This window comes from Streptomyces sp. NPDC045022, from assembly GCF_056432605.1.
The window spans coordinates 221,157-247,777 of the sequence record NZ_JBWKIR010000002.1 but is presented as its reverse complement, the minus strand read 5'-3'; the positions used below and the strand labels follow the sequence as shown (position 1 = coordinate 247,777).

Annotated in this window: 20 protein-coding genes; 13 read left to right on the top strand and 7 right to left on the bottom strand. The window is 72.9% G+C overall.

The genetic code is table 11. The features are described from left to right. Window positions 1–300: 300 nt before the first annotated feature. Window positions 301–954: a Tat pathway signal sequence domain protein gene (locus AC07C1_RS04440; protein WP_478936844.1), complete on the top strand. Its 654-nt coding sequence runs from the start codon at window positions 301–303 to the stop codon at window positions 952–954. A gap of 17 nt (window positions 955–971) precedes the next feature. Here AC07C1_RS04440 and AC07C1_RS04435 read toward each other — a convergent pair whose 3' ends face one another. Beyond that, window positions 972–1,907 (bottom strand): lytic polysaccharide monooxygenase, encoded by a 936-nt coding sequence (locus AC07C1_RS04435; RefSeq protein ID WP_478936843.1) that lies wholly within the window; start codon window positions 1,905–1,907, stop codon window positions 972–974. 295 nt (window positions 1,908–2,202) lie between these two features. Here AC07C1_RS04435 and AC07C1_RS04430 point away from each other — a divergent pair, with 295 nt between their 5' ends. The 3 genes from AC07C1_RS04430 (at window position 2,203) to cyc2 (ending at window position 6,536) form a co-directional block, all read left to right on the top strand. Continuing rightward, complete coding sequence (locus AC07C1_RS04430; protein ID WP_478936841.1) at window positions 2,203–2,850, top strand: ScbR family autoregulator-binding transcription factor; 648 nt, start codon at window positions 2,203–2,205, stop codon at window positions 2,848–2,850. A 20-nt stretch (window positions 2,851–2,870) separates the two neighbouring features. Continuing rightward, window positions 2,871–4,070: a damage-control phosphatase ARMT1 family protein gene (locus AC07C1_RS04425; protein ID WP_478936839.1), complete on the top strand. Its 1,200-nt coding sequence runs from the start codon at window positions 2,871–2,873 to the stop codon at window positions 4,068–4,070. A 303-nt stretch (window positions 4,071–4,373) separates the two neighbouring features. Beyond that, window positions 4,374–6,536: a germacradienol/geosmin synthase Cyc2 gene (gene cyc2, locus AC07C1_RS04420; protein ID WP_478936838.1), complete on the top strand. Its 2,163-nt coding sequence runs from the start codon at window positions 4,374–4,376 to the stop codon at window positions 6,534–6,536. 187 nt (window positions 6,537–6,723) lie between these two features. Here cyc2 and AC07C1_RS04415 read toward each other — a convergent pair whose 3' ends face one another. Further along, window positions 6,724–6,981, bottom strand: coding sequence for a hypothetical protein (locus AC07C1_RS04415; RefSeq protein WP_478937240.1), 258 nt, complete (start codon window positions 6,979–6,981; stop codon window positions 6,724–6,726). A gap of 242 nt (window positions 6,982–7,223) precedes the next feature. Between AC07C1_RS04415 and AC07C1_RS04410 the strand changes: the two genes are divergently transcribed. The 3 genes from AC07C1_RS04410 to AC07C1_RS04400 all read left to right on the top strand — a co-directional run bounded on the left by AC07C1_RS04410 (window position 7,224) and on the right by AC07C1_RS04400 (window position 10,266). Further along, on the top strand, window positions 7,224–7,784 hold the full coding sequence (locus tag AC07C1_RS04410; RefSeq protein WP_478936837.1) for a PDZ domain-containing protein: 561 nt from the start codon (window positions 7,224–7,226) through the stop codon (window positions 7,782–7,784). Window positions 7,785–8,150: 366 nt separating this feature from the next. Next, entirely contained in the window at window positions 8,151–9,278 is a 1,128-nt protein-coding gene (locus AC07C1_RS04405; protein ID WP_478936836.1) for a M24 family metallopeptidase, read from the top strand. Between the two features lie 52 nt (window positions 9,279–9,330). Then, the gene (locus AC07C1_RS04400) at window positions 9,331–10,266 is read left to right on the top strand and encodes an aminoglycoside phosphotransferase family protein (RefSeq protein ID WP_478936835.1); all 936 of its coding nucleotides are present in this window, start codon (window positions 9,331–9,333) and stop codon (window positions 10,264–10,266) included. A 298-nt stretch (window positions 10,267–10,564) separates the two neighbouring features. Here the strand turns inward: AC07C1_RS04400 and treZ are convergent, their stop codons facing one another. After that, window positions 10,565–12,310, bottom strand: coding sequence for a malto-oligosyltrehalose trehalohydrolase (treZ, locus tag AC07C1_RS04395; protein WP_478936834.1), 1,746 nt, complete (start codon window positions 12,308–12,310; stop codon window positions 10,565–10,567). 176 nt (window positions 12,311–12,486) lie between these two features. Here treZ and AC07C1_RS04390 point away from each other — a divergent pair, with 176 nt between their 5' ends. Both AC07C1_RS04390 and AC07C1_RS04385 read left to right on the top strand, forming a co-directional pair. After that, a complete protein-coding gene (locus AC07C1_RS04390) occupies window positions 12,487–13,038 on the top strand; it encodes an FHA domain-containing protein (protein WP_478936833.1) in 552 nt (183 codons plus the stop codon). Between the two features lie 127 nt (window positions 13,039–13,165). Further along, window positions 13,166–13,579, top strand: coding sequence for an SSI family serine proteinase inhibitor (locus tag AC07C1_RS04385; RefSeq protein WP_478936832.1), 414 nt, complete (start codon window positions 13,166–13,168; stop codon window positions 13,577–13,579). 90 nt (window positions 13,580–13,669) lie between these two features. Here the strand turns inward: AC07C1_RS04385 and AC07C1_RS04380 are convergent, their stop codons facing one another. Beyond that, complete coding sequence (locus AC07C1_RS04380) at window positions 13,670–14,920, bottom strand: M14 family zinc carboxypeptidase (protein WP_478936831.1); 1,251 nt, start codon at window positions 14,918–14,920, stop codon at window positions 13,670–13,672. Between the two features lie 137 nt (window positions 14,921–15,057). Further along, window positions 15,058–16,575, bottom strand: a complete 1,518-nt coding sequence (lpdA, locus tag AC07C1_RS04375) for a dihydrolipoyl dehydrogenase (protein WP_478936829.1) — start codon at window positions 16,573–16,575, stop codon at window positions 15,058–15,060. An 88-nt stretch (window positions 16,576–16,663) separates the two neighbouring features. Here lpdA and AC07C1_RS04370 point away from each other — a divergent pair, with 88 nt between their 5' ends. Continuing rightward, window positions 16,664–17,599 carry a LysR family transcriptional regulator gene (locus tag AC07C1_RS04370; protein ID WP_478936828.1) on the top strand — a complete coding sequence of 312 codons (936 nt, stop codon included), beginning with the start codon at window positions 16,664–16,666 and terminating at the stop codon, window positions 17,597–17,599. A 111-nt stretch (window positions 17,600–17,710) separates the two neighbouring features. On the opposite strand, the gene treY is transcribed toward AC07C1_RS04370, so the two are convergent. Together treY and glgX are read right to left on the bottom strand one after the other, a co-directional pair. Next, window positions 17,711–20,098: a malto-oligosyltrehalose synthase gene (gene treY, locus AC07C1_RS04365; RefSeq protein WP_478937225.1), complete on the bottom strand. Its 2,388-nt coding sequence runs from the start codon at window positions 20,096–20,098 to the stop codon at window positions 17,711–17,713. A 638-nt stretch (window positions 20,099–20,736) separates the two neighbouring features. Beyond that, window positions 20,737–22,845 carry a glycogen debranching protein GlgX gene (glgX, locus tag AC07C1_RS04360; RefSeq protein ID WP_478936827.1) on the bottom strand — a complete coding sequence of 703 codons (2,109 nt, stop codon included), beginning with the start codon at window positions 22,843–22,845 and terminating at the stop codon, window positions 20,737–20,739. 194 nt (window positions 22,846–23,039) lie between these two features. Between glgX and AC07C1_RS04355 the strand changes: the two genes are divergently transcribed. From AC07C1_RS04355 to AC07C1_RS04345, 3 genes are all read left to right on the top strand, one after another. Further along, window positions 23,040–23,855: a Tat pathway signal sequence domain protein gene (locus tag AC07C1_RS04355; RefSeq protein WP_478936825.1), complete on the top strand. Its 816-nt coding sequence runs from the start codon at window positions 23,040–23,042 to the stop codon at window positions 23,853–23,855. A gap of 54 nt (window positions 23,856–23,909) precedes the next feature. Then, window positions 23,910–25,229, top strand: a complete 1,320-nt coding sequence (locus AC07C1_RS04350) for a copper amine oxidase (RefSeq protein ID WP_478936824.1) — start codon at window positions 23,910–23,912, stop codon at window positions 25,227–25,229. A gap of 116 nt (window positions 25,230–25,345) precedes the next feature. Beyond that, complete coding sequence (locus AC07C1_RS04345; RefSeq protein ID WP_478936822.1) at window positions 25,346–26,584, top strand: SAV2148 family HEPN domain-containing protein; 1,239 nt, start codon at window positions 25,346–25,348, stop codon at window positions 26,582–26,584. Window positions 26,585–26,621 lie beyond the last annotated feature (37 nt).

Below are 26,621 nucleotides of genomic sequence, written 5' to 3'. Positions count from 1 at the left end.
CCGCCGAGCGGCACCGGCCGCGTTCCCGGCCCTGTCACGGCAGCCGCTCACCTGGGGTCCACAGCAACCGCTCACCTCGGTTCACCGCAACCGCCCAGGTCGGCTCACGGCAACCGCTCACGTCGATCCGCGGCAGTCGCGCGCTTCCCTCGAGGCCTTCGACCCATCCCCGGACCGCCGCCGTCGTGGGTCCGTCGCGTACGGAGAAGGCGCCACGGCCCGCGTCGGCGGCATCACCCGCACAGCCCGCCACCCCCCACGCCACCTCATCCGAACCCCACTCAGGAAAGAGGCACCCGCATGCGTACGCGATCGCTCCTCGCCCTCGCCGGCACCGCCGCCGCGCTGGCCCTCACGGCGGCCGGACCCGCTTCCGCCGCCGGCGGCGCCGTCCTCACCACCGGCAGCGCCGGCGGCACCGCCGCCGCCGTCGGCGACACCCTGACCGCGCCCCTGGCGTCCGGCACGTCCGCGACGTTCTACTCCAGCGCGACCGGCACCAGCGGCGTCAAGTGCACGGGCTCCCAGTTCACCGCCACCGTCACCGGCAACCCGACGGCGCCCGGCACGGCCACCGAGTCCGTCACCGCGCACACCTTCGACAGCACCACCTGCACCAGCAACGTCACCGGTGTCCTCGGCGTCAACGGCATCACCATCGACAACCTGCCCTACTCGGCGACGGTCGCCTCCGACGGCACGCTCAGCGTCCGGCCCGCCGCCGGCTCCGTCGTCCAGGCCACGGTCAAGCTGCGCACCCTGCTCGGCAGCGTCACCTGCGTCTACCAGGCACCCGGCCTGACCGGGAAGGCCGACAACACCGACAGCAGCATCACCTTCACCAACCAGCAGTTCGCCAAGACCTCCGGCTCGTCGCTGTGTTTCGCCAACGGCTACTTCACGGCCAAGTACGCGCCGGTCACCGACGGCGGTGTCCGGGTCTACGTCAACTGATCACTGGAACGGCGATTTCAGCGTCGTCGCAGACGCAGCGCGAAGGCGGCGCCCCCGGTGAGCACCAGCACCGCGGCGGCGCCGCCTGCCAGCAGCGGGGCGGAGGGGCCCGAGTGTCCGCGCGTCGCCTCCGCCACCGGCGTGCTGTCCCCGGCGGTCTGCCCGGGTCGTGAACCGCCCTTTGCCGCAGGGGTGCCCGAACGCGGCACGCTCCCCGCCGACGGGCTCCGCGTGCGCGGCGACCGTCCGCCCGGCGGAGTCGGCGCCGCCGTCGCCGTCCTCGCGGCCTGCGCCGCCCCGGCGCCCGTCCCGCCCGCCGGGAAGACCACGTCGGAGCACGAGTAGTAGGTGTCCGGCGTGCTGCTGTTCTGCCAGACGGTGTACAGCATCTGACGCCCCGTCCGGTCCTTGGGCAGGGTCGCGCCGATGTGGTACGCCCCGTCCTTCAGGGGCGGGTCCGTCACCTCGGCGAACGGCCGGTCCGGCAGGTCGGCCCACTTCAGCGGCTTCGCCGGGTCGTAACCGGGCTTGGTCAGATACAGCTTGAACGTGCCCGTGTGCGCGATCGTCGAGACGTACGTCAGCGTCAGCCGGCCACCGGGCGTGAGCCGCGTCGACGGCCAGTCCCGCCGGGGCAGGTCGAGGCCCCGGTACGCCGGCAGGTTGCCGCTGCACAGCCTGCCGTCCGGAATCACCTGCCGGTCACGGCCCGCCACCCCGGCAACGCGCAGGTTGTCCCAAGCGGTGAACGGAGCGCCGTTCGCGGCGACCGCCGCCCTGCAGGCAGCCGAGCGGGCGGCGCCGCCACCCTCGGGTGAGCAGGCGTAGACCCGGCTGACCGGGTCCGTCGGGGCTCCGTGCGCCTGGGCGGGCCCCGCCGCCCACGACAGGAGCAGGAGCGGCGCCGCCGCGGTGGCCGCGGTGACGCTCAGGCGGGCGGTCGTCCGAGTCATCCGGAACGTCTCCTCGGCGTGCGCGGGGAACAGGGTGTGCGGCGTCCAGTACGGCGCCCGCGCCCGCCGCGTTCAGCCGGTCCGGTGCCCCGGCGCCCGGGGGCGCGAAGACACCGACCGGTTCGGCTGTTTCGCGCCTGCTTCAAGACCCCGTTGAGGAGTCGGCCGTCCCCCTCGTATCGTGGCGATCAGGACACGCCGGACTCCCGCTGCCACTCGGTGAGTTATCGTGTGCGGCGAGCCAAAAAACAAACCGCATGTCCCGTTCGTTCAAGGTGCGAGGAAGGGTCACACGATGGCGAGGCAGTTACGCGCTGAGCAGACCCGGGCAACGATCATCACGGCCGCCGCCGATCTGTTCGACCGGCACGGCTACGAGTCCACCAGCCTGAGCGACATCGTGGCGCACGCGAAGGTCACCAAGGGTGCGCTGTACTTCCACTTCGCCGCCAAAGAGGACCTGGCCCACGCCATCCTGGAACTCCAGGCCAAGGCCGCGCAGCAGCTCGTGGCCGAGGTGGAGAGCCGCGGATACTCCTCGCTGGAGGCGCTGATACGCGCCACCTTCGGGATCGCCCGGCTCTCCGTGGAGGACCCGGTCCCGCGCGCCGGACTGCGTCTGGCCGCCGCGGACGTCACCGTACGGCCGCCGTTGAGGCATCCGTTCACCGAGTGGCTGGAGTTCGCCACCCGGAAGTTCAGCGGAGCCGTCAGGGAGGCCGATGTGCACGGTGACCTGGACGTCGTGGCCGTCGCGCACGCCCTCGTCTGTTTCTTCGTCGGCACCCGGGTCGCCGGCCGCTCGATCGAACCGGTCGGACGGCTTCCGCGCAGGGTCGCCGAAATGTGGCACCTGATGATCCGGGGCCTGGTCCCGGTGCACCGCCGCCCCCGCTACGTCTCCCTGGCGACGCAGCTGGAGCGGGAGATCAGAACCGTCTGACCCGCGCTACGGTGACCGGCATGTCCGACACCCCCCTCGCCCCCGTGATCCTCGGCGACGAACCCGGCTCGTTCCCGCACAGCGTGCTGGCCGAGCGGCATCCCGCGATCATCAGGCAGGTACGGGACGCCTTCCCGTACGGCCCCGGGCAGCACCGGGCGCTGGACGAGCTGCTGAGGAGCTGCGCCGAAGGGACGATCGAGGCGCTTCCCGCCGACGCCCCGGACCGCGACCGCTGGCACGACTGGGGCCTTGCCGGGCACGCCGGGCGGTCCTGGTACGACGTGCCGTGGCTGTGGTCCGAGAGCTACTTCTACCGTCGGCTGCTCGACGCCGTCGGCTACTTCGGTCCCGGCGCCTGGCAGGGCATCGACCCCTTCCGCCCGTTCAAACGCGCCGAACTCGACGCGCCGGACACCGACGAGGAACTGGCCGCCCTGGACGCCCTGAGGGACCAGCCGGAGGAAGAGCGGGCGCGCGCCCTGCTGCACGGCTCGCTGTGGGGCAACCGCGCCGACCTCGGTTTCCGGCTGTCCGTCGCGGGCGGCGAGGCCCAGGAGCCGGTCCCCGCGCTGGTCGCCGACGACAGCGAGACCCTGTGGACGCTGCTGCCGCCCGGCGGGACGGGCACGCTCGTGCTGGTCGCCGACAACGCCGGCCGGGAACTCGTCCCCGATCTGCTGCTGATCGCCCATCTCCTCGACGAGGGGCGGGCCGCGCGGGCGGTGCTGCACGTCAAGCCGTACCCGTACTACGTCTCCGACGCCACCACCGCCGATGTGATCGACGCCCTGCACCGGTTGCGGGCGGCGCCGGGCGCGGCCGCCGGGTACGGGCGCGTGCTCTGGGCGGCCATGGCCGACGGCCGGTTCGACGTGCGTGCCCACCCCTTCTCCTGCGCCCCGCTGCCGTACGCGCGGATGCCGGACGACCTGCGCGCGGAGTTCGCCGCGGCCACGCTGACCGTCGTCAAGGGCGACCTCAACTACCGCCGTCTGGTGGGCGACCGGCTGTGGCCGCCGACCACGCCGTTCCGGCGGGTGACCGCCTATTTCCCCGGCGCGGTCGCCGCGCTGCGCACCCTCAAGTCCGAGGTGATCACCGGTCTGCCGGCACCGGCCGAGGCCGCGCTGGTGGCGGCGGAGGGCCGGCGCTGGCGTACGAGCGGCACACACGCGCTGATCCAGGTCGGCACGTCGAGCGACGTGCGGCGGGAGTGACTTGATGCCGTTGACGACGTCGGACACCAGCCGCCCGGCGGGCCGGGCGAGGTGCGGCGGGACGAGGCGGTCGTGTTCCACGCGTCGGCCGACCGCGACCAGCGGGCCTTCGGGCCCACCGTGACGCCCGGGCGGGGACACGGCGAAGGCGCGGACGGGGGCATACCGGAGGGCCTGCTTCCGTCCTGCACCGAACGCTTATGGAGACGGCGGAAGTTCAGGGTTCCGGTGGCGGTTCACGCGATGGTGTGATCATGTCCGGCGCGGCGGATGGGGCCCCGGACCCCCGGGTAGGGCCCGGCCATGACGCAGCCGTTCGAACTCCCGCACTTCTACATGCCGTATCCCGCGCGGCTCAACCCCCACCTCGAGGAGGCCCGTACCCACTCGACGCGGTGGGCACGCGAGATGGGCATGCTGGAAGGCTCCGGGATCTGGGAGCAGGCCGACCTGGAGGCGCACGACTACGGACTCCTGTGTGCCTACACCCACCCCGACTGCGACGGACCCGCTCTCTCGCTCATCACCGACTGGTACGTGTGGGTGTTCTTCTTCGACGACCACTTCCTGGACATGTACAAGCGCACCCAGGACCGCGCCGCCGGAAAGGCCCACCTGGACCGTCTGCCGCTGTTCATGCCGCTCGACCTGTCGACTCTTGTACCCGAGCCGGAGAACCCCGTCGAGGCGGGGCTGCGGGACCTGTGGGCGCGCACGGTGCCGTCGATGTCCGTGGACTGGCGCCGCCGCTTCGCCGTGGCCACCGAGCACCTGCTCAACGAGTCGATGTGGGAGCTGTCCAACATCAACGAGGGGCGGATCGCCAACCCCGTCGAGTACATCGAGATGCGCCGCAAGGTGGGCGGCGCCCCCTGGTCGGCGGGGCTGGTGGAGTACGCGACCGCCGAGGTGCCCGCCGCCGTCGCCGGCACCCGGCCGCTGCGCGTCCTGATGGAGACGTTCTCCGACGCCGTCCATCTGCGCAACGACCTGTTCTCCTACCAGCGCGAGGTGGAGGACGAGGGGGAGAACAGCAACGGCGTCCTCGTCCTGGAGACCTTCTTCGGCTGCACCACCCAGCAGGCCGCCGAGACCGTCAACGACATCCTCACCTCACGCCTGCACCAGTTCGAGCACACCGCCCTCACCGAGGTCCCGGCCGTCGCCCTGGAGAAGGGCCTCGGGCCGGACGAGGTCACCGCCGTCGCCGCCTACACCAAGGGACTCCAGGACTGGCAGTCCGGCGGCCACGAGTGGCACCTGCGGTCCAGCCGCTACATGAACAAGGGCGCCCGCCCCAGCTCGCCGTGGCAGATCCCGACCGGCCCCGGCATCTCGGCCGCGGACATCGGCGCGCTGCTCGCCTCGGCGGCCCAAGAACGCCTGCGCGCCTACTCCCACGTGCCCTACCAGAAGGTCGGCCCCTCCCTGCTGCCCGAGTTCCACATGCCGTTCCGGCTGGAGCTGAGCCCCCATCTCGACAGCGCCCGCCGGAACCTCCTCGCCTGGACGCACCAGGTCGGCATCCTCCAGGAGGGCGTCTGGGACGAGGACAAGCTCGCCGCGTACGACCTCGCGCTGTGCTCCGCCGGCCTGGACCCGGACGCCACGCCCGAGGCCCTCGACCTCAGCGCCCAGTGGCTCGCCTTCGGCACCTACGGCGACGACTACTACCCGCTCGTCCACGGTCACCGTCGCGACCTGGCCGCCGCCCGGCTGACCACGGCCCGGCTGTCGGCCTGCATGCCCGTCGAGGGCGCGCCGGCCGTCGTCCCCGGCAACGCCATGGAACGCTCGCTGATCGACCTGTGGGCGCGCACCACGGCCGAGATGACGGCAGACCAGCGGCGCACCCTCAAGGCGGCCGTGGACACGATGACCGAGAGCTGGGTGTGGGAGCTGTCCAACCAGCTGCAGAACCGCGTCCCCGACCCCGTCGACTACCTGGAGATGCGGCGCTCCACCTTCGGCTCCGATCTCACCCTGAGCCTGTGCCGGATGGGCCACGGCCCCGCGGTCCCGCCGGAGGTCTACCGCAGCGGCCCGGTGCGCTCCCTGGAGAACGCCGCCGTCGACTACGCCTGCCTCCTCAACGACATCTTCTCGTACCAGAAGGAGATCGAGTTCGAGGGCGAGATCCACAACGCCGTTCTGGTCGTACAGAACTTCTTCGGCGTGGACTATCCGACCGCGCTCGGCGTCGTGCACGACCTGACGACCCAGCGCATGCAGCAGTTCGAGCATGTGGTCGCACACGAACTGCCCGTGCTGTACGAGGACTTCCAGCTGTCCGGAGAGGGCCGGGCGGCCATGGACGGCTACGTTCTCGACCTGCGGAACTGGCTGGCCGGCATCCTGAACTGGCACCGCCACGTGGACCGCTACAAGGCCGAATGGCTGGGCCGCCGGGCCCACGGTTTCCTGCCCGACCGTGCCCCGGCACCGCCGGTCCAGCTCGTCGGCTGACCCCCGTCGGCCCCGTGGGCCTCCCGGCGAGGCCCGCGTCGGCCAGGGCCCCGGCCGGCGCGTGATGCTCCCCGGCGACGAACCGGCCGAGGTTCACCTCCGTTTCAGGCCGGCCGGCGAGCTCGCCCCCGCGTGGTCGACGGCCGCCCGCGCCGGCGCCCGGACCACCGGATGCGGTACCGAACCGTCACCGGCCGGCTCCGGCTGCGCCCTCTTCACGCGCGGTGCGCACGGCGGCGAGGGCGCCCGCCTCGCTGCGGTAGGGGCTGCCCGGCAGCACCCACACGGCGTCGACGCCGCCCTCCCGCTCGCGCAGCCCCGCGCTGCGCCACGAAGGTGCCGACCTGCGCACCCTGACCGCCCTCTCGGCCGCCGGACACAGCCTGACCCTGCTGCCCCGCTCGACCGCCACGAGCCTGCCCGGCACGGTCGCCGTCCCGCTCACCGCTCAACGGGCCGTCCACCGCACGGAACTCCTCCACAGCGGGAGCCCCGGGGGAGCGGCGGCGGAGACGATCCGCAGGCCGGTGGAGGGCGCGTGACCCGGCCGGGGCCTCCGCGCCGGGGTGCCGTGGCGGCGCCTCGACGGCTATGACTACCCTCCGCGGCCCTTCGGCCAGTCTCACTCGTTCGTGTCTCGTCGCGGCCCGGTGCCCCGGGTAGAGCACAGCCGGAGGCGAGCGAACCATGGAACAGACTGCGTTGCGTCCCAAGCCGATGCCCGGCCAGGACCGGCGGGAGGGGAGCACCCCCGTCCCGGCCCACCGCCCGCACGCCGTGCCCCGGCGCGGACGACGGCTACGGACCCTGCTGTTGGGCCTGTTCGCCGGCATCGTGCTGGTGCTCGCCGGTGTCGGCATCGGCACCGTCGGCGCCACGGTGATCGGCATGAGCAGGCTGGCCGAGCTGCAACGCCAGGCCCCGCCGCCCGCCCCGGCCAAGGCCACCGCGGCCGCCACCCCGAACCCCGCTCCGGCCCACCCCGGGCCGACCCTGGGCGTGGAAGCCGTCGACGCCGAGAAGGCGGGCGCGCTGGTGGTCGGCGTACACGTGCCCGGACCGGGCTTCGCGGCCGGCCTGGTCCGCGGGGACGTCCTGCTGCAGTTCGGCACTACCCGCGTCGACACCGCCGCCGACCTCGCCCGAGCGGTCGCCCACGCCCAGCCCGGAAAGAACGTCCTGCTCACCGTGCGTCACCGCAGCGGGGGCTACCAGCAGTTGACAGTGGTCCCGGGAGTGGTGACCTGAGCAAGACCGGCCTGCGCTCCCGCTCCGGCACCCGGGTCTGCGGCGGGGTGGGTCTCGCATACGGTCGGGTGTGCGACGGGCGACGGGCGACGGCGACGGGCGACGGCCTTCGGGCGAGCGGGCCCCGACATCGCCCGCGTTTCACCCGCGTCCCCGGGAACCCGCTGGTGACCGTCCGCCCCGCGCGCCATGATGGGCCCATGCCGAGCCCCTTCCCCGCGGCCCCCGGGTCACCGGCCCCGCGATCGCTCCGCGGACGCCGGGCCCACCCGCACCCGCGATCGGCTCGCGTGGCCCTGTCCGGGCGGGCAGGATGCTGCCCGAGACGCCATCGCCCCGTTTCCCCACCCGCGCCCGGAGGCCCGGATGACCGGTAGTACGCCCGCGCCCTTCACCGCCGCCGACTACAGGGCCCGCATGGACCGTGCCGCGCGTTCGGCCGCCGACGCCGGCCTCGCGGGGCTGCTTGTGGCGCCGGGACCGGACATGGTCTGGCTGGCCGGGTACACGCCCACCGCCGTCACCGAACGGCTCACCGTGCTCGTCCTCGCCCCGGGCCACGACCCCGTGCTCGTCGTGCCCACCCTGGAGGCGCCGGACGCCGAGGAGGCGACCGGCGCCGCCGCGCTGACCCTGCGCGACTGGACCGACGGCAAGGACCCCTACGCCGTCACGGCCGCCCTCCTCGACACGCGCGGCCGGTTCGGCATCAGTGACAACACCTGGGCGATGCACCTGCTGGGCCTCCAGCGGGCCCTGCCCGACTCCTCGTACGCCGCTCTCACCGACGCCCTGCCCATGCTGCGCGCGGTGAAGGACGCGGCGGAGCTGGAGCTTCTGGCAGCCGCGGGCGCGGCCGCCGACGCAACGTTCGAGGAGATCCGGAAGGTTCCCTTCGCCGGCCGCCGCGAGTCGGACGTCGGCCACGACCTCGCCGGGCTGCTGCGCCGCTTCGGCCACTCCCAGGTCGACTTCACCATCGTCGGTTCCGGACCCAACGGCGCCAATCCGCACCACGAGGTCGGCGACCGCGTCATCCAGCACGGCGACATGGTCGTCCTCGACTTCGGCGGGCTCAAGGACGGCTACGGCTCCGACACCACCCGCACCGTCCACGTCGGCGAGCCCACCGAGGAGGAGCGCCGGGTCCACGACACCGTGCGCGTCGCCCAGGAGGAGGGCTTCCGGGCCGTACGGCCGGGCGCCGCCTGCCAGGAGGTCGACCGTGCCGCGCGCGCGGTGATCACCGACGCCGATTACGGCGAGTACTTCATCCACCGCACCGGGCACGGCATCGGCGTCACCACGCACGAGCCGCCGTACATGATCGAGGGCGAGGAGCAGCCCCTCGTGCCCGGGATGTGCTTCTCCGTGGAACCCGGCATCTACCTGCCCGGCCGGTTCGGGGTGCGCATCGAGGACATCGTCACGGTCACCGAGGACGCCGGCCGCCGTCTCAACAACACCACCCGTGAGATGGTCATAGTGGACTGAGAGACCCAGGAGAACACCCGCGACGACACCCGGAACGGCACACGCGCGACCCATGACCCAGGCACCGACACCCACGGCGGACACCGTCCGCAGACTGGTCCGCTCGCTGCTCAAGGAGAGCACCGACGGCACCGGCGGACTCGACGTGCGGCCCGTCCGGGAAGGCCGGGAGCACACCTGGTGGGTCGGCACCCGCCATGTGCTGCGTCTCGCGCCCGACCGCGAGGCATCCGTCCGCCGCCGCCGGGAACTGCGGCTGCGCGATCTGGTGCGCCCCCATGTGCCCGTCGCCGTCCCCTCCAGCGTCGCGCACGGCGACTGGGCGCCCGGCCTGGCCTACACCCTCGACGCCCTGGTACCCGGCGGCACGGCCGAGGAGCATGACGTCTCCGCCGTCGGTGAGGCCGACCTCGCCGGGTTGCTCACCGGAATGCGCGCGGTGCCCGTACGACAGGCCGAGGCGGCCGGTGTGCCGCGCACCGCTCCGCGCTCCCTGGAGGCGCTGCGCCGGATGGCCGTGCACGCGGCCGAACGGCTCGCCGCCGCCGACGAGTTCGACGCCGCACGGCTCCATCAGCTCACCCCGCCCGGCGCGGCCCAGCTCGCCGCGCAGCCCGGCACCGCCGTCCTCACCCACCACGGGCTGACCGGCGAGCATGTGGTGGTCAGCGCCGACGGGCGGGTGCGCGGCATCCTGGACTGGACCGAGGCGGCCCTCGGCGACCCCGCCGAGGACATCGCCGGGCTAGCCGTCGCCGTCGGTTCCCCGGCGGCCGTCCGCGCCGCCACCCTGGCCGGCTACGGCGCCCGCCCCTGCCTGCGCGGCCTGTGGCTCGCCCGCTGCGACAGCGTCATCCACCTCACCGACCACCTCGAAGGACGCGCGGGCGGCACCGTGGGCCTGTTGCGGACCCAGCTGCGACGGGCCTGGGAGCCGATCCTGCTGGAGCGGGTGACGGACTTCAAGGAGGACGAGACGGAGCCGTAGCCGCCCCAGGGACGGCCCGCTCACGCACCCGGCAGCGCCCCGGGACCCTCCCGCTCAGAGATCCGGCAGCCCCCGGACACGAGCCGCAGCGGCTCCCGGGACGGCCGTGCTGACGCGACGGGGCCGGGCGCCCCAGAGGCAGCCCTGGCGCCGCGCCCGAGTCGGCAGGCGCCTCAACGACAATCCCGTCGGCGGCGTCGGCAGGCGCCTCAACGGCAACTCCGTCGGCGGAGTCGGCAGTGGCTCCGGATCGGTGCCGCCGGCGGATCCGGAGACGGCCCGGTGCCGCTCGTCCCGGTCAGGGCTGTGTCAGTACCACGCAGGACTCCCCGGGGACCTGCAGCAGCCCGTCCGGGCCCGGTGCCTGGACCGGCTCCCAGGCGGCGAGGACCTCCGTGCGGCCGGTGCCCAGCGGGATCGCCGCCGGCTCCTTGCCGAGGTTCACCGCCACCCGCACGTCCCCGCGCCGGAAGGCCAGCCAGCGGGCCCCCTCGTCGTACGCCACCTTGGTGTCGGCGAGATCGGGATCGGTGAGGTCGGGCTGCTCGTGGCGCAGCGCGATCAGCCGCCGGTACCAGGCCAGCACGCGCGCGTGCGGCTCGCGTTCCGGCTCCGACCAGTCCAGGCAGGACCGCTCCCGCGTCGCCGGGTCCTGCGGGTCCGGTACGTCCTCCTCGGCCCACCCGTGCTCCGCGAACTCCCGCCGCCTGCCCCGCCGTACCGCCTCGGCCAGCTCGGGGTCGATGTGGTCGGTGAAGTACTGCCAGGGCGTGCCCGCGGCCCACTCCTCGCCCATGAACAGCATCGGCGTGAACGGCGCCGTCAGCGTGAGCGCCGCCGCACAGGCCAGCAGGCCGGGGGAGAGGTGGGCGGAGAGCCGGTCGCCCTGGGCACGGTTGCCGACCTGGTCGTGGGTCTGGCTGTAGCCGAGGAGCCGGTGTGCGGCCACGCGCGCGCGGTCCAGCGGACGGCCGTGCCGCCGGCTGCGGAAGCTGGAGTAGGTGCCGTCGTGGAAGTAGCCGCCGGTGAGCGTCTTGGCGAGCGCGGCGAAGGGGGCGCGCGCGAAGTCGGCGTAGTAGCCCTGCGACTCGCCGGTCAGCGCGGTGTGCAGGGCGTGATGGAAGTCGTCGTTCCACTGCGCGTGCAGCCCGAGGCCGTTCTCCGCGCGCGCGGTGATGAACCGCGGGTTGTTCAGGTCGGACTCGGCGATCAGGAACAGCGGCCGCCCCACGTCCTCGGCGAGGCCGTCCACGGCCGCCGACAGCTCCTCGAGGAAGTGGTACGCGCGCGTGTCGTACAGCGCGTGCACCGCGTCCAGGCGCAGCCCGTCGAGGTGGTAGTCCCGCAGCCACGCCAGCGCGCTGCCGACGAGGAACGCGCGCACCTCGTCCGAGCCGGGCGCGTCCAGGTTCACGGCCGAGCCCCACGGCGTGTGGTGCGTGTCCGTGAAGTACGGCCCGAACAACGGGAGATAGTTGCCGGAGGGGCCCAAGTGGTTGTGCACAACGTCCAGGACGACACCCAGACCGAGTGCGTGCGCCCGGTCGACGAACCGCTTCAGTGCCTCGGGGCCGCCGTACGGCTCGTGCACCGCCCACAGCGACACTCCGTCGTACCCCCAGCCGTGCCGCCCCGGGAACGGGCACAGCGGCATCAACTCCACGTGTGTGATGCCCAGTTCCACGAGGTGCTCGAGCCGGGCGGCGGCCGCGTCCAGGGTGCCCTCACGGGTGTACGTGCCCACGTGCAGCTCGTAGAGCACCGCGCCCGGCAGCCCGCGCCCCGCCCACCGAGTCCGCCAGGAGTACCGCCCGTGGTCCACGACGGCGCTCAGCCCGTCGGGGCCGTCCGGCTGACGGCGCGAACGCGGGTCGGGCAGCACCGGACCGTCGTCCAGCGCGAACCCGTACCGGGCGCCGTCGCCCGCCTCCGCCGCACCCGTCCACCAGCCCTCGCGTTCGGGATCGCGCGCCAACGCGCGCGTGGCGCCCTCGCACTCGAGCGTCACTCGGTCTGCCTGCGGTGCCCACACCTCGAACTGCACGGACGGTTCCCCTTCGTCTGCTCAACGTGATGTCCCGCTCCTCCATCGTGCCGTCCAGGCGATCAATCCGCTTCCGAATTCGTCCTTTCCCGGCTGGTGTCGCGGAAGTACCCGCACACCGGCACTGATTCCGCGTTTTCTGGACACCCGGGGTTCACTGCCCGACAATCACCTGCGTGACGTCGTCCTTCGAGTTCTCCACGTACCCCGCGCGGCTGTCCGACGCGGAGCGCGACAAGGCGCTGCAGGTGCTGCGTGACGGCGTCGCCATGGGCCGGCTGTCACACGACACGTTCGTGCGCCGCATGGAACTGGCCCTCGCCGCGCGCCGCTCCGACGAGCTGGCCGCGCTCGTCGCCGACCTGCCCCGGGAGAACCGCTTCTCCCGCGCGGTCCTCTCGACCGTCGAGGCTGTCTCCGGTTTCACCGTGCGGCTGCGCCGGGCCTGGCAGGCCGAGCGGCTGCCCAAGCTGCTGCTGCCGCACCCGGCGCGGACCCAGCCGCTGCGCATCGGCCGTGACCCCGCGAGCGGGCTGCGGCTGACCCACGAGACGGTCTCCCGGGCACACGCCGAACTCAGCCGGCAGGGCGGTATGTGGGTGCTCAAGGACCTCGGTTCCACCAACGGCACCACCGTCAACGGCCGCCGGGTGATCGGCTCGGTCGTCGTGCGGGAGGGCGACCAGGTCGCGTTCGGCAGGATGGCGTTCCGGCTCGCCGTGAGCTGACCCGGGGCCGGTCGGGACACCGGTGGCCGGCCGTGTTCGAACAGGCGCTCCCCCACGCGCGCGCGTACCGTCCCGAACGGGTGAGCCGGACTCCGGAACCCGGGCCGCCGTGCCGATGCTACGGGGCATGACGTACATCACCAGAGCGACAGCGGCGGCCGGCGCCCTGCTGGCCGCCGCCGGACTCCTCGCCGCGGGCCCCGCCGAGGCGGCGCCCCGGGACACCCTCCCGGGCAACTGGCTCTACCTGACGGTCACCAAAGGCGACGCCTGGTCCAGTGACACGCGCGGCACCCTGCTGCTGTGCGATCCGCCGCTGGGGCACGCGCACGCGGCCGAGGCCTGCGCCGAACTCGCCCGCGCGGACGGCGACATCGGCCGCATCGCGGCCAAGAGCGTTTTCTGTCCGATGATCTGGGCGCCGGTCACCGCCCACGCGCGCGGGCAGTGGAACGGACGGCCGGTCCGGTTCCAGGAGACGTACTCCAGCCGGTGCGTCATGAACGCGCGGACCGGATCGGTCTTCACCCTCGACGGCTGAGCCCCGCGCTGCTGAGCCCCGCGCTGCTGCGGCCAGGCTGCCGCGACTCGAAGGGTGCGGCCCGGGAGGTGCGGGGCGCGCCCCGCGGACTCACGCCGCCTGCTCCCGGGCCTGCTGCGCCGCCACCAGCACGATCCGGGACTGGTGCTCCACCTGGTGCTCCAGCGGCACCCAGCGGGCCCTGAACCGGACCGCGAAGGCATCGCACCAGCGGGCGACGAGCTGTTCCAGCCGCGGTGCCGCGCTGTCGTCCGCCTCCCTCAGCACCCGGAGCAGCATCGCCGCCGCTCGCAGCGGCAGCCGCCGCGCGAAGGCGTCCACACTGCCGACGTACGCCATCGTCGTGCCGGCCGGAGCAGTGTGGATCCAGTCCTCGGCGAGGCCCGGAATCAGCTCCAGCGCCCATCGCGCGGCCCGCAGCAGCGGCCCGTCCACGCCGTCCAGCCGGGGCAGCGCCTCGGCGAGGATCCGCTCCACCTCCAGCGAGTCCCGCAGCAGCCGCTGGGCCAGGCGCCGCATCGCCGCCGCCGGTGCCGGGTGCGGCGCCGGATCGTCCACCAGGTCGCTCGCCCACATCGGTACCTCCACCACGGCCGTCAGACCGCCGTAGCGGTGCGCGTGGTACCAGGTGCTGTGCCGCGCGTCGTCCGGCATGCTCGGGTACGCGACGCCCGACTCCGGGCCGGGCATCACATGCACCCCGGGGCCGGAGGCCGGCCAGCCCGCCGCGTCCGAGGCGCCCGTCTCCACCGGGATGTGCAGCTCCGCCGCCGACTTGGCGAACGGTTCGGCCAGGCCCGGCACGTCCCGTGTCAACTGCACCCAGCTGCCGCCCAGATCGGTGCCGTGCAGTGTCACCTGGAGGTACGGGCGCACCTCGTCGATCACCCCGGTCAGGGCCCGGGTCTCGGGCGGCAGCCGGTCCGGTGGCAGCACCGACGGTGACCACTCCGGCTGCTCCGCGCCCGTCGGCCGGTAGAAGCCGAGGTGGTAGTCGAGCAGACTGCGCGGCGCCGGGGTCACGTGCAGGCTCGCCCCGTCCGGGTCCGCGCACAGCAGGAAGTGCCAGGACGCGTCCGCCCGCAGCTCCCGTTCGGCCGACACCCGTGCTGCCAGCACCCGCAGGGTGGAGCCGCCCGTCGGCTCGTTGGCGTGCGCGCCCGCGACCACCAGCACCGCCCGCTCGGCGTGCCCCACCGACAGCAGGTGCAGGGGTCTTCCCGCGCGCGAGCGGCCCACCTGGCGCAGCGTACAGAGACCGGGCTGCTGAGCGGCCAACGCCTGTGCGAAGGCGACCAGTTCCGGAACGCTGGGGTAGCGCAGCTCCGGCAGGAGACTCACCCCCGACTTGTTTCCGCCCGGCTTCGCACTCCAAGTCCCGCACGGGACGAGTGAACTGTCAAGCATGCGGCGGGGCAGTTCCCGGGGCGCCCGGACGCAGTCGCCCGGCGACCTTCAGGCCACTGTGATCCGTGGGCTCACTGCTGGTGCAGGCCGCGTCCCGCGAGGGTCAGGAACACCTCGCCCACCGCCTCCGACAGCGTCGGGTGCGCGTGCACATGCCGGGCCACGTCCGCCGGCTCGGCGTCCCAGCCGACGATCAGCTGACTCTCGGCGATCATCTCCGACACGTTCGGGCCCACCAGGTGCACGCCCAGCACCCGCCCACCGCCGGCCTCGGCGACAACCTTCACCATGCCGCCCTGGCCGTGCACCATCCCCTTGGCGACCGCGGTCAGCGGCATCGTGTTGACGTCGACCTCGTGCCCACGCGCGCGTGCCTCCGCCTCGCCCAGCCCCACGGAGGCCGTCTGCGGCGAGGAGTACGTCACCCGGGGCACGGCCGCGTAATCGACCGGCGCCGACTCCAGCCCGGCCAGTGTCTCGGCCACCAGCAGGCCCTCCGCGAACGAGGCGTGGGCCAGACCCGGCGAAGGCGGCGGCAGCAGGTCGCCGACGACATGGATCCCCGGCACGGCCGTCTCCAGCCGGGTCCAGTCCGCCGGTGCGACGAACCCCCGCTCGTCCGTCGTCAGACCGGCCGCCTCCAGGCCCAGGCCCTCGGTGACCGGAGCCCGGCCGACGGCCACCAGCAGCCGCTCCGCCTCGACCGTCCGGGTCTCACCCCGCGCGGTGCGCACGCGTGCGCGTACGCCGTCCTCCAGTACCTCCGCGTCCAGCAGCCGCGCCCCTGTCAGCACGTCGATCCGGCGCTTCTTCAGGCCCCGCGTCAGGTGCCGGCTCACATCGGCGTCCTCCAGCGGCACGATCCGGTCCGCGGCCTCCACCAGGGTGACCTCCGCGCCCATGGACCGGTGGAAGGAGGCGTACTCCACGCCGATCGCGCCCCCGCCCAGCACCAGGACGGACGTCGGCAGCCCCGGTGCGAACAGGGCGTCGTCACTGGTCACCACGCGCCGTCCGTCCGGCGCGAGCCCAGGGAGCGTACGCGGGCGCGAGCCGGTCGCGAGCACGATCCCCCGGCGAGCGGTGAGGCCGGTCGCGCCGGGCATGAGGTCGTCGCGCGCGCCCGGCGCGGAATACGTACGGGCGCCCTCCACGCGCACCGTACGCGGCCCCGTCAGCCGTGCGCTGCCTCGCACCACCCGCACGCCCGCATGCGCCAGATGCGCTTCCACCCCCTTGTGGTTGCGCGCCACGATGTCGTCCCGCGTGGCCACCAACGCCGTCCAGTCGACGGAGTCCAGGGTGGCCTTCACCCCCCAGCGCTCGCGGGCCTCGGCGATACCGTCGACGAGTTCGGCGGCGTGCAGCATCGCCTTGCTCGGAATGCAGCCCCGGTGCAGACAGGTTCCGCCGACCTTGTCGCGTTCGACGAGGACGACGTCGAGACCGAGGGCGGCGGCGCGCAGGGCGGTGCCGTACCCACCCGTGCCACCACCGATGACGATGACATCGGATGTGTTGACGGCCGGTGCGTTCACGGCCGGTGCGTTGACGATCGATGTGTCGGCGGTCGATGTGTTGATGGTCATGGCATCCACCCTCCGTCCATGCCTTGTCATGAGTCCAAGGCAATGTTTGTGTGGAAGTCATGCACGATCCTTATGAGAGGGCGGGGAGTTGAGCCTGCGGCAGATGGAGTACTTCGTGACGGTCGTCCACGAGGCGTCCTTCACCCGTGCGGCGGATGCCCTGCACGTCACCCAGCCCGCGCTCTCCCACCAGATCAAGGCGCTGGAGAAGTCGGTCGGCGGCGCCCTGCTGGAGCGCCTGCCGCGCGGCGTGCGCCTCACCCCCATGGGCCGGGCCTTCCTTCCGCACGCGGAACTCGCCGTCCGCAGCGCCGAGCGGGCCCGCCGCGCGGCTCGCGCCTCCGCCGGCGCGGAGGGCGGCGAACTGCATGTCGCGGCACTGCACTCCATCGCGGTCGGCGCCCTGCCCGATGTCTTCGCCCGCTGGCGTACCGCTCACCCGGGAGTCCTGCTCCGCCTGCACGAGTACGCCACCTCCGAGGCCCTGGAGGAGGCCGTGCAGCGCGGCACCGCCGACCTCGCCGTCGGCCCCGAGCCCACCGACCGGCCCGGCACCGTCGTACCCATCGGCGAGGAGGAACTCGTCCTCGTGGTGCCGTTCGACGACCGGCTCGCGGGCCGTACGACGGTGACGCTGCCCGAACTCGCCGACCACCCCTGGATCCGCTGCGCCATGGAACCCGTCGTCCACGGCGCGCGCTTCCTCGACTGGGCCTGCGGGAAAGCCGGGTTCACACCCCGGACCGCCGTGTGGACCGAGCACACCTCGACGGCCGTACGCATGGCCGCCGCCGGGGTCGGGGTGTGCGCCGCCCCCGCCCACATCGTGCGCGGTGCCGTGGGCGAGGGCTGCGTGGTCCTCACCCCCGACCCGGCCTGGAAGCGCCCGCTGGCCGTCTACGCGCGAGTGCGGCCCACCGGGGCCGCCGAGGCCTTCGTGGACCTCCTGCGCGCCACCTGGCCCGCTCTGGGGTCCGCAGGGCCGTACGAGGCCTGCGAACCGACCGCTGCAACGGCCCACTGAGCCCCCGCAGCCGCCCGGTCCACGGGGCGTGCGCTGTCCGAGCCCGCCCGGCCCACCCACCCCGCCGCACCCTGTGGGCCCTCCACGCCCTCCACGCCCTCCGCGCCCCGCTCAGCCGCCTCGACTCTCCTCGGCCCGCTCCAGCAGCACCACCGGCAGCCGACTGAAAAGGTCGGCCACGCGCGCGTGGCCGGTGAACTCCCGGCCCGGAGCGAGCACGTCCACCCACCGCCCGGGCGGCAGCGGCAGCCGGGTATCCCGCCAGCCGCCCGCCTCCGCGAGCCGCAGCGACAGCCGGGTGACCGCGGTGACCACCTCACCCGAGCGTGCGAACGCCACACAGTGCTCCGCCGCCGGTCCCTCGGCGGACAGCGGCGTGTACGCGGCCGTCGCCCCGAAGGCGCCGGGCCGCCGGGCGCGCAGCCGCAGCGCCGCCGCCGTCAGCGCGTCCTTCTCGCCGGGCACCTCCGGCGGGAAGGACACCGGCCGTCGATTGTCCGGGTCCACCAGCGCCCGGTACTCGCCCTCCGTGCCCTGGTACACGTCCGGCACCCCCGGCATCGTCAGATGGACCAGTGCGGTGCCGAGGACGTTGGCCCGGACGTGCGGGTCCAGCGCCTTGCGGAACGCGGCCACGCGCTCGCCGGGCGGCCCGCACGGCCCGGCGGTGACGAAGGCCGCGACCGCCTCCTCGTACGGCGGTTCCTGCTCCGTCCAGCTGGTGTACATGCCCGCCTCGCGCACATGCTTCAGCAGCGCCTCCTGGACCCGTTCCTCCTCGGCCGGGCCCAGTCCGAACACCGTCTGCCAGGCCGCCCAGGCCAGCTGCCCGTCCGGTACGCCCTCCTCGGGCCGGGTCACCTCGGCGAGCAGCCGCGCCCAGCGTCCGGGGCATTCGGTGAGCACGGCCAGTGCCGCGCGGACGTCGGCGCTGCGCTTGGTGTCGTGCGTGGAGACGACCGTGCCGGTGCCCGGCCAGTCGCCCTGCACGCGCGCGCAGTACGCGTGGAATTCCTCGGAGGACACCCCCGGCCGGCCCGGATCGCCGCCCACCTCCGTCGCCGAGAGCAGCGGCACGTAGCGGTAGAACGCCGTGTCCTCCACCGACTTGGCACGCAGCGCCGAGGCGGTCTGCGCGAACCGCGCGCGGAACTCCACCAGGTCGGCGCGGTGCCGGGCGGACTCCTCAGCGGCCGGCACCCCGGCCGACCCGGACGCCTCGTCGCCGGGCGTCTCGATCAGCAGCCGGCGTACGACGTCCACCGCCGCGGCCTCCTCGGGCACCACGAAGGCCAGCCGGGCCTCCGCGGCGGCCTCCTCGGTGACGACGGCGGCCACGTCGCCTGACGCGTAGGGCCGGTACACCCGCATCCGGACCAGCAGTTCCTCCAGGGCGGTGCGCAGCGCCCACGGGGCGCGGTCGCGCAGCGAGAGGTCCGGCGAGGAAGCACACAGCCGGGCGGCGAGCCGGGTGAGCCGTTCGGTCTCGGTGGCCAGCTCATGGGTGAGCACCTTGTAGGCGGCCCGCCGCACCGTGGCCTCCCAGTTGCCGCCCCGGTCGGTCTGCGGGGCCGCGAACCGCCGGTACTCGGCCAGCAGCTCACCGGCGCCCGCGCGGTCGGTGAACAGACCGTCGACATGGCGCAGGGCGTCGTAGCCGGTGGTGCCCGCGACCGGCCAGGAGACCGGCAGGTGTTCGCCGTCGGCGAGGATCTTCTCCACGACCGTCCAGCGCCCGCCGGTCGCCTCGTGCAGCCGTGCGAGGTACGCGTCGGGGTCGGCGAGCCCGTCGGGATGGTCGATCCGCAGCCCGTCGACCACGCCCTCCGCCAGCAGCTGAAGGATCTTGGCGTGGGTGGCGTCGAACACCTCCGGGTCCTCCACACGCACCCCGATCAGCTCCGAGATGCTGAAGAACCGCCGGTAGTTCAGTTCGGTGCGGGCCAGCCGCCACCACACCGGGCGGTACCACTGCGCGTCCAGCAGCTTCGGCAACGGCAGGTGCTCGGTGCCCGCCCGGAGCGGGAAGGCGTGCTCGTGGTAGCGCAGCACGTCCCCGTCGACCACGAGGTGCTCCAGCTGCGACCCGACCGGGCCGCCGAGGACGGGCAGCAGCACCCGCCCGCCCTGTGCCTCCCAGCTGATGTCGAACCAGCGCGCGTACGGCGACTCGGGCCCCTCGCGCAGCACCTCCCACAGGGCGCGGTTGTGCCGGGGGGCCATGGCCATGTGATTCGGCACGATGTCCACCACCAGGCCGAGGCCGTGGTCACGCGCGGTCCGCGCCAGCGCGCGCAGTCCCTCCTCGCCGCCGAGTTCCTCGCGCACGCGCGCGTGGTCCACCACGTCGTAGCCGTGCGGGGAGCCGGGGACGGCCTCCAGGACGGGGGAGAGGTGCAGGTGCGAGACGCCGAGCGACGCCAGGTACGGTACGGCCGCCGCGGCGGCGGCGAACGGGAACGCGGGCTGGAGTTGCAGCCGGTAGGTGGCCGTGGGCATTCCCGGTCCGGGTCGCGCAGAAGTCATGGAACCTACGTACCCAGACTGGCGTCTTTCGTGTCATCCACCGCCACACCGGCCCACGCACGCGTGCCCGGCCCCGAACGATCGACCTCGGCCCGGCCGGCACCCGCGGCAGCGCCTTCCCCCGCACCCGACCGCCCGGGCCACCGAGCCGACTCTCCGGGCCGACGCCGTGCCGCCCGCCGGGTCCCCGTGCGGCCCGCCCACCCGAGTCGGCGCCACCGCGTCCACGCCCCGCTCCCTCCGCCAGGCGCTGCCCTCAGGGCCGTCGGCCGGCGCAGGCGCAGCCGACAGTGCCGTTCCTGCTCATCGCCGATACCCGGCAGGACCCGGTCCAGGTCAGCGGCGCAGGCGAGCACGATCCGGTGCCGTTCGGCGTCGAGCCGGCCGCCGTTGCCGCGCCAGACGGACAGGCACCCGGCGAGGTCCGCGTCCAGCAGCACCAGATCGACGCCCTCCGGTTCCGCGCCCCCGCAATCCCGCCGGGAAGGCCGCGTCCAGGTGTTCCCGCCACGGCACGGCCACGGCGGCCCGCCGGTCACGCATCTCGCCCGTCCGCGCCGGTCACCTCGCCCGCGCCCCGACGATCCCGCCCGTTCGCCCCGATCGCCTCCTCACGCGGGCCGCTGCAGCACCGTCAGGCTGCGGTCCGGCAGGGTGAGCCGGTCGCCCGCGCCGACCTTCGCCCCGGTTCCGGGCGGGACGCCTTCCGGGCGGGCCGTGTCGACCACGACCTGCCACTGCCGGCCGTGGTCGACCGGTACCAGGAAGTCCAAGGGCTCCGGGGAGGCGTTGAACATCAGCAGGAACGAGTCGTCGGTGATCCGCTCCCCGCGCGGGCCCGGCTCGGAGATGGCGTTGCCGTTGAGGAACACCGTCAGCGCGGACGCCTGCGCCGAATCCCAGTCCTGCTGCGTCATCTCGCTGCCCTCGGGGGTGAACCAGGCGACGTCGGACAACTCGCCGTGGGTGCCCTCCACCGGACGGCCGTGGAAGAAACGGCGCCGGCGCAGGACCGGATGGTCCCGGCGCAGCCACACCATCGCGCGCGTGAACTCCAGCAGGTCCCTGTCGTCCTCGGGCCACTGCACCCAGGACAGCTCGTTGTCCTGGCAGTAGGCGTTGTTGTTGCCGCTCTGGGTACGGGCGAACTCGTCGCCGTGGCTGATCATCGGCACGCCCTGGGAGAGCATCAGCGTGGCGATGAAGTTGCGCATCTGGCGGGCGCGCAGCCGCAGCACCTCCGGATCGTCCGTCGCGCCCTCGGAGCCGCAGTTCCAGGACCGGTTGTGGCTCTCCCCGTCCCGGTTGTCCTCGCCGTTGGCCGTGTTGTGCTTGTCGTTGTACGAGACGAGGTCGTGCAGCGTGAACCCGTCGTGGCAGGTGACGAAGTTGATGGAGGCGAGCGGTCGGCGGCCGTCGTCCTGGTAGAGGTCCGAGGAGCCGGTCAGCCGGGAGGCGAACTCCGCGAGCGCCCGGGGCTCACCCCGCCACAGGTCCCGCACGGTGTCGCGGTACTTGCCGTTCCACTCGGTCCACAGCGGCGGGAAGTTGCCCACCTGGTAGCCGCCCTCACCCACGTCCCACGGCTCGGCGATCAGCTTCACCTGGGAGACCACCGGGTCCTGCTGGACCAGGTCGAAGAACGACGACAGCCGGTCCACCTCGTGGAACTGCCGGGCGAGTGTCGCCGCGAGGTCGAAGCGGAAGCCGTCGACGTGCATCTCGGTGACCCAGTACCGCAGCGAGTCCATGATCAGCTGGAGCACGTGCGGGGACCGCATGAGCAGCGAGTTCCCGGTGCCCGTGGTGTCCATGTAGTAGCGCGGATCGTCCGCCAGCCGGTAGTACGACGGGTTGTCGATGCCCTTGAAGGACAGCGTCGGGCCCAGATGGTTGCCCTCGGCCGTGTGGTTGTAGACGACGTCCAGGATGACCTCGATCCCGGCCTCGTGCAGCGCCCGGACCGCCGACTTGAACTCCAGGACCTGCTGGCCGCGGTCGCCCCAGGAGGCGTACGCGTTGTGCGGGGCGAAGAACCCGATCGTGTTGTAGCCCCAGTAGTTGTTGAGGCCCATGTCGACCAGCCGGTGGTCGTTCACGAACTGGTGCACGGGCATCAGCTCCAGGGCCGTCACCCCGAGCTTGGTCAGGTGTTCGATGATCGACGGGTGGGCGAGTGCCGCGTACGTGCCGCGCAGCTCCTCCGGGAGGCCCGGGTGCCGCATGGTCAGGCCTTTGACGTGGGCCTCGTAGATCACCGTGTGGTGGTACTCGGTGCGCGGCGGCCGGTCGTCGCCCCAGTCGAAGTACGGGTTGATCACCACGGAGGTCATGGTGTGCGGCGCCGAGTCCAGGTCGTTGCGCCTGTCGGGCGCGCCGAAGTGGTAGCCGTACACCTCCTCGCCCCACCGGACGGCCCCGCTGACCGCCTTCGCGTACGGGTCGAGCAGCAGCTTCGCCGAGTTGCAGCGCAGCCCGCGCCCCGGGTCGTACGGGCCGTGCACCCGGAACCCGTACCGCTGACCCGGCATCACGCCCGGCAGGTACGCGTGCCGCACGAACGCGTCGCTCTCGCGCAGTTCCACCGCCGTCTCCGAGCCGTCGTCGTGCAGCAGACACAGCTCTACTCGGTCCGCGGCCTCCGTGAAGACCGCGAAGTTGGTTCCGGCGCCGTCGTACGTGGCACCGAGTGGATACGCCTCTCCAGGCCAGACCTGCATGGATACGACTCTCCCAGGTGTGCCGCCCCCCTGGGGCCGCGTTGACTTCCGAGTCCCCCCGAAAATGACGGAACCTCTCCTGACTTACGTCCCTCTTACCCACCGACCAGTGCACACGGCGGTTCTTGTACCCGCTGTGTGCCGAACCAGTGGGGCACACATACTCCCGGGATCACGGGGAGTAGGGGGAAGACGTGCGCGAGACAGTGCACCGCCATCTGGGAAAAGTGATGGCCGGCGCGGCCGTCGCGGCGGTGGGGACCGCCGCGATGGTCGCCATCACCCTGCCGGGCACGGCGGGGGCGGACGAAACGGGAGGAACGAAGGGCGGCGGTACGCAGGCCGTGCGGCAGGCCGGTCAGGGACAGGACACGGTCCCGCCCGGTGTCGTCGAGCAGGCGCCCGCCGAGGGGAAGAAGGGCACCGGCCGGGATCCGCTGACCGACGACGAGATCCGGCGCGTCGAGAAGCTCGCCCTGAACCGGCAGCTGCTGAACACGGGCGAGGACGTCGACGGTGACCGCGGGCCGCAGCGCCTGAGCGTCGACCTCGCCGAACCCGAGGCCGACGAGGTGGACGCCCCGGGCGCGCCCCGGCGTGCCGATGTGACCTTCTACGACTACAAGAACGACACGCTCGTCACCAAGACCGTCAACCTGGACACCGGGAAGGTCGAGGAGACCGGTACCCAGCGGGGCGTCCAGCCGCCCCTGAGCCATGCCGAGAACACCGAGGCGGCCAGGATCCTCATCGCCGACCCGCTGGGGGCGGGACTGAAGGCGGACTACCAGGACGCCACCGGCAAGGAGCTGACCTCCCCGGACCAGCTGCTGCTGAGCGGTGGCGTCTACCGGGCCGCGCCGGGTGCCCGGCCGGCGGTCCTCGACCAGTGCGGCCTGCACCGCTGCGTGCGGCTGTTCACCAAGGTCAGGAACGGGCCGTGGATCGACACCCGGTCCCTGGTGATCGACCTGAGCACCGGCAAGGTCGCGGCCCTCGACCGCGGCTGACCGGACTCCACCCGCACTTCACACCTGTACCTCCTGCAAGGGAGCCACCTCGTCATGCCCGAGTACAGAATCAGCCGTGCCCGCAAGGGAGCGGCCGCCGGACTGGCCCTGGCCGCGCTGGCCGCAGGCGCGACGACCGCCGCGGGACCGGCCGCCGCCCAGCCGGGCGGAGCCGCCGCGGCCGCCGCCGACTGCAGCGCCGCCTACCGGATCGAGCAGAAACTCTCCACCGGTACGACCTGGCGCATGTGCTGGCGCTACGACACCAAGGCCGGGCTCGTCCTGGAGAAGATCTCCTACCAGCCCAAGGGCGAGCCCAAGCCGATCAGAGTCCTCGACAGCGCCAGACTCGGACAGATCCACGTCCCCTACGACGACGGAACACACGAGTTCGACGACCTGACGGGTGAGGGCTTCGCCCAGGGGCTGATGAACCTGGCGCCGGGCGAGTGCCCCGGCGGCACCATCAAGACCGTCAAGGTCCCCGACGCCCCTGACCCGGCGCACCCGAACGTCAAGGGCCTGTGCACCACCACCCGCTCGCGCGGCCACGCCTACCGCATGCAGGACACCTTCGACTCGAACAAGCTCTACCAGGCCCAGGGCAAGGACTTCCTCGTCTACACGGTCAACCAGGTCGGCTGGTACGAGTACATCACCGAGTGGCGCTTCCAGGACGACGGCACCGTCGGCATGAACGTCGGCGCGACCGGCAGCCTGTCCTGGGACGACTACAACGCCCACGACGGACGCGGCTGGCCCATCGGCAAGGGAGCCAGGGACTATTCCACCAGCCACAGCCACAACGTCTTCTGGCGGCTCGACTTCGGCCTCGACGGCTCGTCCAGGTCGAAGATCGAGCAGTACGACTCGGCCGTCAGCCCGCCCACCGGCCGGCAGGAGGGCCCGGCCACCAAGACCACTCGCACCAAGGTCACCAAGGAACTCGCGGGCGACTACAAGACCTACCGCTGGTGGCGGGTGGTCAGCGCGACCGGCAAGAACAAGGACGGGCACGCCCGCTCGTACGAGATCGTCCCCGGACCCACCACCAAGTACCTCGGCCGCAGCTTCACCAAGCACGACATGTACGTCACCGAGTACAACAAGTGCGAGCTGTTCGCCAGCAACAACCCGAAGTGCGCCCGCGGTTACCCGAAGTCCGTGGACAAGTGGGTCAACGGCCAGGCCCTCACCCACCCGGTGGTCTGGATGAACGTCGGCTTCCACCACATCGCGCGGGACGAGGACCAGCAGCCCATGCCCGTGCACTGGCAGGGCTTCGCCATCGCCCCACGGGACGTCACGGCTATGAATCCGCTCACTCCGCGTGACCTCGCGTGGCAGAACGGCCATTGGCAATGGCGTAGTTGAGCAAAGCAGTCGGGAAACCGACCTGTCCATCCGGCTGCACCGCCGACCGCTCGCGGAGTACCCTTCCTTGATCGTTGAGACGGGAAAGGCCCGGGGGAGCGGAAGGCGGTGCACGGGTGGGCTCGGGAGGGCTGGAGCTGCCCCCTGGTGACGATGGTCACGAGGGAAACTCCACAGACGTCCCGCCCGGCGCGGTGTCCCTGGCCCGCCCGATGGACGCGGGGTCCATCGGGCCGGAGCTGGACTGGGACGCCGACGCCTGGCTCGAGGTGCGCACCCGCGCCCAGCGGGCCGGCCGGGCCTACATCTGGCTGAACCTCGTCGAGCAGCGGCTGCGCGCGGTCGTGGCCGCGGTGCTGCGGCCCATCTACGAACCCGTGCACGGCGACGAATGGGTGGTGGCCGCGGCCGGCCCGGCCGGGCAGGAGTGGGTGCAGCGCGCGGTCGCCGTCCGGGAGGTCAGCCGCCGCAAGGGCTATCTGCTCGACCCGGCGGACGACAACGTGCTCAGCTTCCTCACGCTGCCCCAGCTGCGCGAGCTGATGGTGCAGCACTGGCCCTGCTTCGAGCCGTACTTCGACGACCGCCGGGACCTCGAACTCGCGCTGGACGAGCTGGAGGTCACCCGTAACGTCGTCTCCCGCAACCGCGCCCTGTCCGAGGCGGTGCTGAGCCAGGCCGAGCGGGCCTCGGCGCGGCTGCTGGAGACGCTCGGCGCGGGTGGTGACGTGCCCTCGGCGCGCCGGCTGCCCGTCGACGCGGTCGAGGACCTGGTCGGCGACCGGTACGCCGATGTCGTCGCCGTCCACCCCGACCGGGTGCGGCTCATGCGCCAGTTCCCGGCCGAGGACATCTTCGACGGCGCCCGGCGCCTCGACGCCATCGGCATCGGCCTCAACCTGCTGGTGCAGAACTTCTCCGGACGCCGGCTGGTCCGGCTCGCCGAATCCGGCTGCCGGGTGCGGCTGCTCTTCCTCAACCCGGCATCCAGCTCGGTCAAGCGCCGCGAGCGCGAACTCGGCATGAGACGGGGCGAACTCAGCCGGTCCGTCGAGATGAACATCCTGCACATGCGCCGGGTGCGGTCCCGGCTGCGCGATCCGGGCGCCTTCGAGATCCAGGTGTACGACGAGACGCCCCGCTTCACCGCCTACCTGGTCGACGGCGACGGCGCCGACGGCATCGCCGTGGTGCAGTCCTATCTGCGCGGGGCGCGCGGGATGGAGTCGCCGGTGCTGGTGCTGCGGGGCGGCAGCCGACTGGTCAAGTCGGATGACGTGGGTGAAGCCGGGCTCTTCCCGACATACCGCGAGGAATTCGAGCTGGCCTGGGTGGATTCGCGCCCCGTGTCCTGAACTGTCCCTGCGGGCAAGCGGAACGCGGACACCGGAT